Source organism: Paeniglutamicibacter sp. MACA_103 (assembly GCF_045798555.1).
In the GTDB taxonomy this organism is placed as follows: domain Bacteria; phylum Actinomycetota; class Actinomycetes; order Actinomycetales; family Micrococcaceae; genus Paeniglutamicibacter.
In genome coordinates this window covers 34590-47620 of sequence record NZ_JBIXLN010000003.1, presented here as the reverse complement: position 1 = coordinate 47620, position 13031 = coordinate 34590, and the positions used below count along the sequence as shown (strand labels likewise).

12 protein-coding genes are annotated in these 13031 nt (G+C 64.2%); 4 read left to right on the top strand and 8 right to left on the bottom strand.

The window, feature by feature from the left end:
• Positions 1-190: 190 nt before the first annotated feature.
• Both ACIPVK_RS02085 and ACIPVK_RS02080 read right to left on the bottom strand, forming a co-directional pair.
• Entirely contained in the window at positions 191-1105 is a 915-nt protein-coding gene (locus ACIPVK_RS02085) for a cation diffusion facilitator family transporter (RefSeq protein WP_407610326.1), read from the bottom strand.
• On the bottom strand, positions 1102-1500 hold the full coding sequence (locus ACIPVK_RS02080; protein ID WP_407610325.1) for an ArsR/SmtB family transcription factor: 399 nt from the start codon (positions 1498-1500) through the stop codon (positions 1102-1104). The genes ACIPVK_RS02085 and ACIPVK_RS02080 overlap by 4 nt, the downstream gene beginning before the upstream one ends.
• 63 nt (positions 1501-1563) lie before the next feature.
• Here ACIPVK_RS02080 and ACIPVK_RS02075 point away from each other — a divergent pair, with 63 nt between their 5' ends.
• A complete protein-coding gene (locus ACIPVK_RS02075) occupies positions 1564-2160 on the top strand; it encodes a DNA-3-methyladenine glycosylase I (RefSeq protein ID WP_407610324.1) in 597 nt (198 codons plus the stop codon).
• Complete coding sequence (locus ACIPVK_RS02070) at positions 2157-3020, top strand: DNA-3-methyladenine glycosylase family protein (protein WP_407610323.1); 864 nt, start codon at positions 2157-2159, stop codon at positions 3018-3020. The genes ACIPVK_RS02075 and ACIPVK_RS02070 overlap by 4 nt, the downstream gene beginning before the upstream one ends.
• A gap of 212 nt (positions 3021-3232) precedes the next feature.
• Here the strand turns inward: ACIPVK_RS02070 and ACIPVK_RS02065 are convergent, their stop codons facing one another.
• The 6 genes from ACIPVK_RS02065 to ACIPVK_RS02040 all read right to left on the bottom strand — a co-directional run bounded on the left by ACIPVK_RS02065 (position 3233) and on the right by ACIPVK_RS02040 (position 7311).
• Positions 3233-3853 (bottom strand): hypothetical protein, encoded by a 621-nt coding sequence (locus ACIPVK_RS02065; protein ID WP_407610322.1) that lies wholly within the window; start codon positions 3851-3853, stop codon positions 3233-3235.
• Positions 3850-4464: a hypothetical protein gene (locus tag ACIPVK_RS02060; protein WP_407610321.1), complete on the bottom strand. Its 615-nt coding sequence runs from the start codon at positions 4462-4464 to the stop codon at positions 3850-3852. The genes ACIPVK_RS02065 and ACIPVK_RS02060 overlap by 4 nt, the downstream gene beginning before the upstream one ends.
• On the bottom strand, positions 4461-5090 hold the full coding sequence (locus ACIPVK_RS02055) for a hypothetical protein (protein ID WP_407610320.1): 630 nt from the start codon (positions 5088-5090) through the stop codon (positions 4461-4463). The genes ACIPVK_RS02060 and ACIPVK_RS02055 overlap by 4 nt, the downstream gene beginning before the upstream one ends.
• A gap of 64 nt (positions 5091-5154) precedes the next feature.
• Positions 5155-6483: a hypothetical protein gene (locus tag ACIPVK_RS02050; protein ID WP_407610319.1), complete on the bottom strand. Its 1329-nt coding sequence runs from the start codon at positions 6481-6483 to the stop codon at positions 5155-5157.
• A gap of 81 nt (positions 6484-6564) precedes the next feature.
• Positions 6565-6888: a hypothetical protein gene (locus tag ACIPVK_RS02045; protein WP_407610318.1), complete on the bottom strand. Its 324-nt coding sequence runs from the start codon at positions 6886-6888 to the stop codon at positions 6565-6567.
• Between the two features lie 135 nt (positions 6889-7023).
• Positions 7024-7311 (bottom strand): WXG100 family type VII secretion target, encoded by a 288-nt coding sequence (locus ACIPVK_RS02040; protein WP_407610317.1) that lies wholly within the window; start codon positions 7309-7311, stop codon positions 7024-7026.
• 144 nt (positions 7312-7455) lie between these two features.
• On the opposite strand from ACIPVK_RS02040, the gene ACIPVK_RS02035 reads away from it, so the two are divergent.
• Both ACIPVK_RS02035 and ACIPVK_RS02030 read left to right on the top strand, forming a co-directional pair.
• Positions 7456-8499: an RDD family protein gene (locus tag ACIPVK_RS02035; RefSeq protein ID WP_407610316.1), complete on the top strand. Its 1044-nt coding sequence runs from the start codon at positions 7456-7458 to the stop codon at positions 8497-8499.
• Positions 8496-12953, top strand: a complete 4458-nt coding sequence (locus ACIPVK_RS02030; RefSeq protein ID WP_407610315.1) for an FtsK/SpoIIIE domain-containing protein — start codon at positions 8496-8498, stop codon at positions 12951-12953. The genes ACIPVK_RS02035 and ACIPVK_RS02030 overlap by 4 nt, the downstream gene beginning before the upstream one ends.
• Positions 12954-13031 lie beyond the last annotated feature (78 nt).

Genomic DNA, 13031 nt, shown 5'->3' with positions numbered 1-13031 from the left:
GGCTCCAGACGTAGAACCAGCTAGATTTATTACCTACATTCATGAAGGTTAAATTGAAGCAATGGGCACAGTGGGGACCTGCGGCGGGTTCAAGGGAATCAAAAAACGCTCTTGGGCTAGCTTCAAGAAACTAGCCCAAGAGCGCTTCGACATGTCCGACGCTTCGCCGAACATGATGGTTGCAATTCCGTCAGTCGTGCCGCTCGTGCTCCGGGGCCTGGTGGCTGTGGGACTCGATCTGGAAGGTCGAGTGCTCGATGCTCACCTCGAAGTGCTCGGCCACGCAGGACTGCAATTCACCCAGCAGGGTTGCTGCGGCACCGGTGTGGAACGCCTCGTCTTCCACCACCACGTGCGCCGAAAGAATCGGCAGGTTCGACGCGATCTGGCTGGCGTGCAGGTCATGGACGGCCAGCACCATCGGGTGCGAAACCAGGTGGGCACGGACGTCTTCAAGATCAAGGCCCCTGGGCGTGGACTCCAGCAGGATATGCGTCGTCTCCCCCAGCAGTTTCAGTGCGCGCGGGATGATCATGGCGGCTATCAACATGGCGGCGATCGAGTCCGCCTGCATCCACCCAGTCGTGGAGATGACGATCGCGGAGATGATCACGGCGACGGAACCCAGGGCGTCGTTGACAACCTCCAGGAAGGCTGCGCGCATGTTCAGGTTGTCATCCTTGCCGGAGGCCAGGATCGCCATCGAGGCGACATTGCCCAGCAAGCCGATGATGCCGAAAACCAGCAAGCCGCCACCGGCGATTTCCGTCGGCTCGAAGAGGCGCCGAACGCCGTCGATCAGCGCATAGATACCCACAGCGAGCAGCAGCGTCGACTGGAGGGTCGCCGAAAGCACTTCCGCCCGGCGGAAGCCCCAGGTGCGCTTCGCCGTGGGCTTTCGCATGACCAGCGTCGCCGCGGTGAGGGCCAGCAGCAGGCCGGTGGAATCGGTGAGCATGTGCGCGGCGTCAACGAGCAGCGCCAATGAGTTCGTGAGGAACGCGCCGACGATCTCGGCGACGAGGATGGTCGCAGTGATGCCAAAGGCCCAGGCGAGCTTCTTCCGGTTGGTGGTTGCGGTGCCGTGGTCGTGGTCGTGGCTCATCGGCGCGCTCCTTCCGTCGCCCGGGAAGGATCATGGACGGCGGTGAAGTCGTGCGTGTCCAGTTCGTGGCCGTCGCTGATGCCGATGTAGTGGTTCGCGTCCCCCAGCAGCTCCAGCAACAGCTGCGGATTTGCGAGTGAAAACATACTGGCGCGGCCCTGCGCGCGAGAGGTCACCAGGCCGCAGTCGCGGAGGCAGGAAAGGTGGGCGCTCACGGTGCTTTGGGCCAGGCCCAGGTGCTCGGTGAGTTCCTTGACCTTGTGCTCTCCGGTGCGCAGGTGGGCCAGGATCATCAGCCGCGTGGGGTCGGCCAGGCCATGGAAGAGGGCCGCCGCCGCCCCATGGCTTTCAAGGGCATCCTGGCGTTCGCGGTCGGCTCGCTCTAGCATCGTCATACTACGATGATAGCGATCTGCAGCGATAAAGCCAACGCGGAAGAGCCGTGGCAGGATTGGAACATGAGCATCGGAATAATCATTGGCGAAGACAGCCTTGCCCGCCCGTCCTGGGCGGCCACCGACCCGATGATGCGCACGTATTACGACACCGAGTGGGGCATGCCGGTACGTGACGAGCACGGAGTCTTTGAACGGCTGAGCCTCGAGGCCTTCCAGTCCGGGCTATCCTGGGCCACCATCCTGCGCAAGCGCGAGAACTTCCGCGAGGCATTCGCCGGGTTCGACCCGGAGGTCATTGCAGGCTTCGGCGAGGCGAAGGTCGAGGAGCTGCTGGTCAACGCGGGGATCATCCGCAACCGCGCGAAGATCCTGGCAACCATCAAGAACGCGAAGGCCACCATCGCCCTGCGCGAGGACGGCGGCCTGGCGGAGTTCATCTGGTCGTTCCAGCCCGATTCCACCCCGGCACCGAACGCGCTGGAAGAAATCCCCACCACCAGCCCCGAATCCGTGGCGATGTCCAAGGCGCTGAAGAAGCGAGGATTCGCCTTCGTGGGACCCACGACCATGTATGCACTGATGGAGGCCCTCGGCATCGTCGACACGCACCTGATGGGTTCCCACCGCCGCGGCACCTCGGGCATCTGGCCGGCATGAGCTCGCGCTTCCTGAAGTCCAACGGCCTGCTGGACCCAGGGCACATGATGCGCACGCTCGGGATCCACTCGATCCCCACGCTCGACATCAACGAACCTTCCGAATTTCGGCACACCCGGCTGATCGCCGTCGACTCCGGGCCGATGGCCGTTGAGCTGGGGTTCGCCACGGACGGAGTCGAACTGACCTGTGCCGGGGCCACTGCCAACGACCTTGACCAGCTTGAAGCCGCGGTCCGCGCATGGCTGGACCTGGACACCGACCTGTCCGGCATGCAGGAGTCTTTCTCCCCCGATCCCGTGCTCGGCCCACTGGTCGAGGCGCGACCGTGGTTGCGGCTGGTCGGATACCTCAACGGCTTCGAGGCCGCGGCCACCACAATCCTGGGCCAGCAGGTGACATTGGCCGCCGGCAGGACCTTTGGCGGACGCTTCCTGTCGGCGTACGGAAGCGAGGGCCCCGGTGGGTTGCGCATCTTCCCTACGCCCGAGGCCGTGGTTTCGCGAGGCACTGAGGTCCTGCGCGAAACGATCGGCCTGACCAAGACCCGGGCGGGCACGCTGTTCCTCATGGCCGAGGGATTTGCCGCCAAGGATTTCGCCGGCACATCCGGGATCCCACTGGATCGTTCGGAGCTGCTGGCCTTGCGCGGTGTGGGACCGTGGACGGCCGACTACCTGCAGATGCGCGGCCGAAGCGATCCCGATGCCTTCGTGCCCGGGGATCTGGTCGCGCGTCGGGCCCTGGACAGGATCTCCGAACGCGAAGCCGCTGCGCTGGCAAGTTCGTGGGCGCCCTACAGGTCTTACGCCATGGTGCATCTTTGGGCCGCCGACTCGATGGGCGGTACGCCAGCCTAGTCCGTGCCCTTCGGAGAAGCGGCAGCGTTGACTCCTAGCCGTGGCGTCAAGGAAGTGCCACCGCAGCAAGGGTTCCATTGGCCCGAAGTGCGTAGGCGGTCGTTGACCGACACAAAGGTTACGGGGCATACACAACGACACCCAGTTGGTTCTCTTTGGCCCATGCTCCTGCAGCCTGCGTCGGCCGCCCATCGAATTCCGAGAGTTGGTTGCTACGTCTGCTTCAAGGTCTTCCGGTCTTCAACGGAGATTCCCCGACGTGCGAACTGGTCCAACGATGCTTCGTAGAGGCGCATATAGTCAACGGCCGGATAACGAAGAAGATCGATCCTTATGTAAGGTCGTCCGTCTTTTGTTTTGTTTCTTGGAGTATCCAAAGCCTTGTCAACATATACGTCCAGCGAACGGTTGAGGTCGGCGCGGTCCCATAGCAGCTGGACTTTCGAATTGTTCTCATATTGGATACTCGTCACAGAGGCAATGGATTCCCAGGGGATCTTGTGGCCCCCGCGCACGGTGATCCCGCTTGGCTGGAACTTGAGGTCAATGGCTTCTTTGCCCTTGCGCGAGATGCCCGCCGCTGCGGTAATCATACCGATGCACCCGTAGACAAGAGTCAGCGCGCCCATGACCGTTGGCGTCCACTGGACGATGATCTGGGCACGGCGGCTCGATACGTCTGGCAGGTCATTTAAAATGAGATACAGCCCCAGCGGCAGCAGGACTGCGGCCAGGACCAAAAGCGACCCGCCCTTCTGCATTCGAGGCAGGTGCTGCGAAAGCGAACTCACGAACTCTTCGGGCTGAGGTTTTCCCGTCTTCGGATTTCTCAAGAAAACACCGGTCCGTTCTCGTCTTCGTCATGATCGTCGTCTTCGACGCCAAAGGTTACCGTTTCGAACAGCTCAATCATCGGTTCCATCATGAAACCCAACGCAGCCAGATCGGAGTCGAAGGCCTCCAACAGGAACACCATCCCGTGGCTTCGGCCGACGGTTCTCACATGCCCGATCGCCGGCGACATGACCGTCTCGTCCTCCTTCGGAAGGTCGACGGTAATGGCCGAAGTCGCCTGCACGATCTGGCCGAAGACCGATGATTCGTATTCTTCAACTTGCGCCGGGGTCACCGAATCGTACTTCGGCAACGCCAGCTCGACCAGGCTTTGGCCCGGATCGTCATCGAGGACAATCAGATGCGCCGTCCCCATCGCATGCCCATCTTCTGGCGAGTACCACAGCGTATGCTCGGCCTCGTCCACCTGGTTATTCACCACATCCAATGCCATCAGCTGGTAAGCCTGCCGCATGGCGTCGCTCTCGGGGATGGCCACTTCGGCGAGGTCTGCGGACCACTGCTCTGCCGTATCCCATTCCTCGTCCGGGAAGGAACGCGGGACCGGTATCCAGTACTCCAGATCCGGTTCGATTTCATATGAGATCACTGAACTGGCACCCACCTAAACGTTCCAAAAATTGCATAGCCGAGGTCCCGCAAAGCCTCCGTGAGCTCTGCTTTGCCCTCGCCGGCGTCGACCTGGGCATAGGAATACAGCAACCACAGCCCCGCCTTCGGATCCGGGTCCTCGCTCCCGTCCGGCAGCGGTCGGGGAATCACCATATTCAAGCCCATGTTCAGGAATTCCGGGGCCTCTTCGGCTCGCTCCGAGGTACTCCAGTGATACCAGTTCGCCCCATCGACGGCTTCCGTTTCCAGCGGATTTCCGCCCGCGACCCTGCGCACTGCGTCGGCAAGCGTCCCAGATGCCCCCACCTTCAGTGGAGTCATGATCATGGATGTCGGAATGGCGCCGCCGTTGACCTGCGATACCGGCAGCGCGAACCCGAGAGAGCCACGGCGCCGCAAATGCTCGAACATTTCATGCGTTTTCTGCCGAATCAGCAGAACCACGTCCGCGCGGCCAAGCGACTTGGCCTCGGCCGTCGCAAGCTTGGTCAAAATTCCTTCGTGCTCAGCGGTCGTCCTGAACTCACGCCATCCCGGCGGATACACCATGCTGTATCCGATGCCCCGAGGCTTCGGCTTGGTTTCCGACAGGCTCTGGCTCATCGACTCTCCTGCAGTACTAGAGTTTTATTTGATCAGGCACCGCTCTGCGCGGCCCTCCGAGAAGCTATTTCTGCCGCTCGGACTCGTATACGCCGAGGCCGAAGGATTGCACGAAGGTACCGGAGTCTTCGAGCTTACCGGCAATCTTGGTTCCCATTGCCCAGTCCACGGCCCGAGGGTCGAGGTCGTCGGAGTGCTCCAGAATATAGTCTGCCAATGCCCGATGCTTGGCGCTGCCGCCGTCATTGAGGTAATTGACGAATTTGAGCGGGTCCTCCGCGAAGGACTTGTTGAACTTCGACAGGTACTCATTGCCATGCTGCAACTTGGCCTGCTGGTATTCCCGTTCAAGCTTGCGATTGTTGCGCCTGATGCTACTCCGGGTCTTGCTGTTTCCCTGGATCTTCGTCTTGACCGGACGCTTGGGCTTCCCCTTGAGGGAGGATCTGACAACGCCGCGCCCGGTGCTTGCGCGCGTCTTGGTAAAGGCCTTGAAGGCCTTCCCCAACCCGCGACTGCGCGCGGCCTTGGCTCCGCCCTTGAACACCTGGCCAAGGCCCGAAATACTTTTGCCCAGAACCCTGCCAAACGGGACCAACCCGACGATGGCCAGTCCCAAGCTGGTCCAATCGCCTTCGCCTTGGGTCATCTTGTAGATCTCGATGGCCAGGGCAACCACCGAGACGACCAGCGCGATGAGGCCCAGGATCGGCCCCAGGACTGTAGAGGCCAAGATGATCGCCAAGGCGCCCAGCACGATGGCGGCAATGCTCAAGATGTCGTTGAGCATGTCGTACCATTTCTTGTCGTCGTTGCCCGCGGCGTCGAAGGCCTCCTCGATGCCATTCACCGCCTCGTCATAGGCGTCTTCCCAGTAGGACACTCGGCCATCGAACTTGCCCCACAGCTCGGCGAGCTCCTCCTCTGCCCCCTCGCGTGCGGCTTTCGCATCGGTCAAATCGCTTTTCGCTTCGGCCTTCTGCTCATCGGTGCCTTCGCTGATGCCCAGAAACCCGTCGGCGTCGTCCATTGCGTCTTCTGCAGTGTCCTCTTGGCTTCGTTTCGCCGCCGCCGTCTGGTGCGCCTGCTCTATGTCCGCGATCAGCGCGTTCATCGATGCATGGGAATCCACGCCGCCTTGCGCGGTGCACATCTGCAAGGCGCCCTGGACCCGGTCCAGCGCCTCTGCATACGTTTTCAGTGCCTCACCGGTCTTCTCGTAGCGGATGGCTGCCTTGCGCAGGTCGGGAAATACCTCGCCGGCGGACTCGCGGACCGTGGCCACGGCATCGGACTTCAAATCCGTGGTGCCCTCGCTGATGTCTTCCAGGCGGGTTGCTGCACGATCCATGGCCCCGCCCGAAGAAATCAGGTCCAGGGCGCTGCGGCGCAAATCGTCGGGGTTCCCGCTGATCAGATCCAAGGTCGTACCGGTGTTCGGTGACTGCAAAGACATGCTTTGTACTTCCTCTATCTACTTGGACGCCTTGGGCGCATCGGAGACTCGTGAGTTCAGGAATGCCTTCTGCGCATCCCGATCCCACTCTTCGAAGCCGTCTTTGATGTCTTTCAAATGCGTGTGCACGCCGTCAAGTTTCTCCACCAGCTCATCGCGGTTCTTGTTCCAGTCGTTTTCGAAGTCCTCGACCCGATCTTTCAGCTTCCCCTTGCCCATCGGGTTGCCTACGGCGCCGGCAATGCCCCTGGCGATCTTCGAGGCGTCCTCGAACTCCTTGATGCTGTTGCCTAGGTCGGTCACGATCTCGTCAAGACGAGTCAGATAAATCTCTTCGGCCATAGTTCAGCGACTCCTTCAAATGTATCCAGCGAACAGATTGCCGGTCATGCGCTGCGCGCACTCATGGAGAACAAGCAAAATGTGGCCGCCCTGGTGCTCCCAATGACGACCACATCATTCCAGCTAGAAGCTGGTCTACTTGCCTGCCATGGAACGGTCGGTATCCTGGATCTGTTCCATCATGTCGCGCAATGCTGTCGCCATGTCGTTGATGCCTTCGAATGCCCGCTTCAGTCCGTCATTCAGGTCCTTGTAACCCTCGCCGAACTGGCCCGAAGCATGTTCCGTCGTGAAGTCATCACCCAACAGCTTGTCCACACCGGACTGCAGTTGCTCCAGCACGCCGTCCAGATCGTCGCGTCCGGTGTCCAACTTGGAGGCCATGGCTTCCATTTCGCTGTAATTTGCCTTGAAATCGCTCACAACAATGCTCCCTCACACTTCGACGGGCCCTCTCGCCGGGCCGCTCCGATTCGTACTAAATCTACGCTAATGTGACAACTGGTTTTATCCAATGGGTAGAACTCCCCGTAGCGGGGCTGCACCCGATTAACGTAGAAAGGTCATATGGACGCCGTCGCATTTTCCCTCGCCAAGGCCCACGAACTCGGGATGCGTCCGGCCGAGGCCCGCCTGCGCTTCTGGTCCTATCTGATCGACTACTCAGTGTCGTTCGCCGTCCTGCTCCCCGCCGGCATCGGGTACGTGTTCTACCTTGTCACGAAGCAATACTCGGTGGTCCCGATGGTCCTGACCGGGGCCAGCGGTTTGCTGCTGGTCGTCTACCTGATCGTTTTGCTGAGCCTGAACAGCCGGAAGGGAAGCTCCCCGGGCAAGGCCGCAATGCGCCTGCGGGCCGTGCGCCTGGCCGATTTCTCGGCGCCGGGCTTCCCGCGGGTCTTGGGCCTGGCCGTGGTATTCCTTGGCAGTCACCTGATCCCGCTGATCGGCCCGCTATTGTTGCTGTTCTCCTGCCTGTTCGATCGCCAGCACCGTCGCGGCTGGTTGGATAGGCTGGCGGGCAGCTACGTGCTCGACCTGCGCAGCGGAATCGACCCGACCAATGAGCGGGTCCTTGCCCGCGCCGAATACCTGCTCACCCGCCCCGACCGCGACATTTCCGAGCACCTGCCCGGGTTGGGCACGGTGGTTCACGGCGCCCCTGCCGAAGAAGCAGTCCTGTCTCCACGCCCGCGCTCCAGCGCCGGGATCGTCGGGGCGCAGAACAGCGACTGGCACGCGGCCGCCGCCGGCGGCAGGCGGGTGGTCCGCCGTGCCGCCTTGGCCTTCGACGACGGGTCCTACGTACCGGTCCCCGAGACCGGGCTGATCGGCCGTGCTCCGGTGGCCGACGCGGGTTCTTCCAACGCCTTGCTGATTCCGCTGAAGGACCCCGAACGCCTGTTGTCCAAGACGCACCTGTCCTTCGGCAGCGATGGCGCGGACGTGTGGATCATGGACCTGGGTTCCAGCAACGGCACCCAGGTCACCACCGCCAACGGCCGGCCACACAACGTGCCGGCCAAGACCCGAGCGCTCCTGAATGACGGCGACATCGTCCAGATCGGCAGCCGCACGTTCCGCATCACCTTCCAGGAGACCGAGAAGTGAAAATCAAGGCCACACTCAGGCGCCACGACGCCAGCACCGTCGACGTCGTCTTGACCTGCGACGCAACCGCCACCGTCGGCGATGCAGCCCTCGCCCTCGCCGGGGACCAGGCCCCGGAGCACCCCACGCTGCTGGCCACGGCGGCCGGCACCGCCTCGGTGCAGCTGAACCCGCAGACCCCGCTCGCCGAGGCGGAGCTCGGCTCCGGATTCACCATCGAGGTGGTCCCGACCACCGATGCCTTCGTCTCCGGCGGCTCGGCCGCCGCGGTGCTGCGGGTGGCCAGCGGGCCCGACGCGGGCATGGCCTACGCGCTGCCCGCCGGAACTTCAACCTTGGGGCGAACCGAACAGGCCACCGTCTTTTTGAACGACCGCTTGGTCTCCACCAGGCATGCGCGCATCGAAGTCGGCAACAGGATCGAGCTGGTGGACCTCAACTCGGCCAACGGGATCCTGGTGGACGGCGGGCTGGTGCAGCGCTTGGCGGTCATCCCCGGCCAGCTGATCACCCTGGGCGCCACTGACGTCTACTTCGAGCTGCTGACCGGGCACAGCACGCGCGAGTCCCCGGTCTACGAGAAGGGCGGCTCGATCAATTTCAACCGTTCTCCGCGGGTCGAGATCCGCTATCCGGGCAAGGAACTGAGCCACCCGGCCATCCCCCAGGAGGCCTCGCCGCGGCTCTTCCCCTGGCCGATGATCTTCGCCCCGCTGATCATGGGCTTGACGATCTTCGCCTTCACCCAGCGGACCCTCTCCCTGATCGTGGTGCTGGTTTCGCCGCTGATGATGCTCGGCAACCTGATCGGCCAGCGCACCCAGAACAACAACAAGCTGCGCCTGGAAATCGAGACCTTCGAGCGCCAGTTCGAGCAGCTCGAAGACGAGCTGTTCGCAGGAGAAGAAGCCGAACGGGCGCACCGGCGCAGCGAAGCGCCGGCCACGGCCACCGTGTACGACCAGGCCGAGGCGCTCGGCCCGTTGCTGTGGACCCGGCGCCCGGAGCACTGGAACTTCCTGTCCCTGCGCCTGGGCTCGGGGCGCGCGGCCAGCCGCAACTCGGTCACCGAGCTGCACGACCGCGCAGGGCTGCAGGACTACGTGCAACGCGTCGAGGAGCTGACGGAGAAATACCGGATGATCGACGACGTGCCGGTCATCGAGCTGCTGCCCTCGGCCGGGGCGATCGGCATCGCCGGCCCCCGCGTGCAATCGGCCGACGCGCTGCGCGCCCTGGCCGTGCAGCTTTTCGGCCTGCATGCGCCCAATGACCTATGCACCGCCGCCATCATCGACCCCGCCTGGACCGATGACCTGGAGTGGTTCAAGTGGCTGCCGCACACCACCGGCCCGCGCTCCCCGCTGGCCCAGGTGGCACTGGCCGATACCCAGACCTCGGGCACCGTGCTGCTCAACGCCCTGGAAGAACTCATCTCCCTGCGCGGCCAGGCAGCGTCCTACCGCTTGGGGCCGCTGTCGGCGTCGGCCACCTCCATGGAGCTGGGCAAGGCCGTCGGGGACCACAGCGAAAAGTCCTCGCGCGCCAAGGACCTTTCCCTGGTCCTGTTCGTCACCCATGACGCCCCGGTGGATCGCGCCCGGCTCTCCCAGGTCATCGAACGCGGGCCGGAGGTCGGGATCTACACCATCTTCGTCGCCCCGACCGTCGAGTCGCTGCCGGCCTCCTGCCGCACCTTCGTCGACGTCACCGAAGGACTTGGGCAGGCGACGGTCGGCTGGGTGCGCGCAGGAGAGGAAGTCCGCCAGGTCGCCATGGAAGGGGTCTCCCGCGAACACGCGGAGCACTTCGCCCGGCGGCTGGCCCCCGTCGTGGACTCCAGCTCGCTGATCCCGGACTCCTCGGACATCCCGGATTCGGTGTCCCTGCTGCGGATCCTCGGCACGGACCTGGCCGAGTCACCGGCGGCGGTGCTCGAGAGGTGGCGGCAGAACAATTCGGTCATCGACCGCACCGCGGAAGCCGGGTCGCTGCCGCGGCTCAAACGCGCCGGGACCCTGCGCGCCTTCATCGGGCAGGGCACCCCCGATGCGATGAGCCTGGACCTGCGCACCCAGGGTCCCCACGCCCTGGTCGGCGGCACCACCGGCTCGGGAAAGTCCGAATTCCTGCAGGCCTGGGTCCTGGCGATGGCCGCCGAGTACAGCCCCGATAGGGTCACCTTCCTGTTCGTGGACTACAAGGGCGGTTCGGCATTCGCCGACTGCGTGGATTTGCCCCACTGCGTCGGGCTGGTCACCGACCTGTCCCCGCACCTGGTCCGCCGCGCGCTGACCAGCCTGCGCGCCGAGCTTCACCACCGCGAGAAGCTCTTCCACCGGAAGAAGGCCAAGGACCTGCTGGAGTTGGAGAAGCGGCAGGACCCGCAGACGCCTCCGGCCCTGGTCCTCGTGGTCGATGAGTTCGCCGCCCTGGCCGGGGACGTTCCCGAATTCGTGGAGGGCGTGGTGGACATCGCCCAGCGCGGCCGTTCGCTGGGCATCCACCTGATCCTGGCCACGCAGCGCCCGGCCGGGGTGATCAAGGACAACCTGCGCGCCAACACCAACCTGCGCGTGGCCTTGCGCATGGCCGACGCCGCGGATTCCAACGACGTCGTGGAGGATCCCATCGCTGCCGGCTTCGACCCCTCCCTGCCCGGGCGCGGCATCGCCAAAACCGGCCCGGGCCGGCTCATCCCCTTCCAAAGCGGTTACGCCGGCGGTTGGACCACCGACGAACCCGAACAGGCCGAGGTGCGCGTCGAAGACCTGCGCTTCGGCGGCACCCGGGTGTGGGAACAACCCGAGTCCCAGGCTCCCAACGTCGAGGAGAACAGCGGACCGAATGACCAGAAGCTCTTGGTCACCAGCTTTATCGCGGCGGCAAGCGACGCGGCGATCCCGGCGCCGAGGCGCCCCTGGCTGGATGACTTGCCCGCCACGATCGACCTGCGCGAGCTGAGCGCGGACAGTGACAGCAAGATCCCCCTGGCCCTGGCCGACATCCCCGAGCGCCAAGCCCAGGAAACCGCCTTCTTCGAGCCGGATGCCGACGGCCACCTGCTGATCTACGGCACGTCCGGCTCCGGCAAGTCCGCGGCCCTGCGCAGCATCGCGATCGCCGCCGGAGCCAACCCGGGGGCCGGTGCGGCCGCCGTATACGCGCTGGAATTCGGCACCAGCTCGCTGCGTTCGCTCATCCCCATGCCACACGTCGGCGCGGTGCTCGGCGGGGACGACGTGGAACGCATCCAGCGCGTTTTCCGCACGCTGGCCGAACACCTGGATGACCGTTCCGCCCGCTACGCCGCGGCGAACGCCGCTTCCCTGAGCGAATACCGCCAGGTGACCGGGGACCTGGCCGAGCCGCGCATCTTCGTGCTGATCGACGGGTTCGGCCAGTTCCGCAGCGACTGGGAACTGGGCCACGGACGCAGCGAGTTCTACCAGGTCTTCATGCGGATCGTGGGCGAGGGCCGGCCGCTGGGCGTGCACGTGGTCACCACCGCCGACCGCTTCGGCGCCGTGCCCACCGCCATCAGCGCCAATATCACCCAGCGCGTGGTGCTGCGCATGGCGGACGAGCAGGCCTACAACGTGCTGGGCGTGCCCAAAGACGTACTCAGCGAACGCAGCGCTCCCGGACGGGCCGTCATCAAGGGCCATGAGGCGCAGATCGCGGTCTTGGGCGGTACCGCCAACGTCGCCGAGCAGACGGCGCTGACCACCGCATGGGCCGAGGAGCTACGCGCCGCCGGCGTCCCGCAAGCGGCCGGAATTCAAGCGCTCCCGCAGTCCTTCGAGGCCTCCGAATTGCCGGACTCCGCCAATGGGCAGCCGGTGATCGGCCTATCCGACATGACCCTGGGCCCGTGCGGATTCGAATCGGTCGGCACGTTCGTCGTCGTCGGCCCGCCGCAAAGCGGCAAGAGCAACACCCTGCGCGCCATGGTCACGGCCCTGGAACGGGCGAATCCGGCGACCCAGTTCTTCCACCTCGGCGGCCGCCGCGCCGAGCTGCGCAGCTGGCGGACCTGGAACGGCGCCGTCTCCGGGCCGGAGGAAACGCGGCGTTTCGCCAAGGACATGCTGGAGCTGGTCTCTGATGAGACCATGCCGGGCAAGATCGTGTTCGTGGTGGAGAACATCAGCGAGTTCGCCGATTCGGATGCCGAACGCCCCCTGAAGGAGCTGATCAAGGCCATCAACCGCTCCGACCACTTCCTGGTGGCCGACGGGGACGTCAACCAGTTCTCCTCCAGCTTCGGGCTGCTCGGCGAGCTGAAATCCAGCCGGCATGGCCTGGTGCTCAAGCCCGACGGTTACGACGGCGAATCGATCTTCAAGGTGCCATTCCCTCGCGTCAAGCGCCACGAGTTCCCGCCGGGCCGCGGGTTCATGGTCCAAAACGGCCAGCGCGCGCTGGTGCATGTTCCCCTGGTGGATCGGTAGACGCATCTGGGTCCAGCGCCGGCAGCCACGCAATCGTTGTGCTGCCGGCCAGAGCTGCCGCCGCTCGGAAATCCGAAT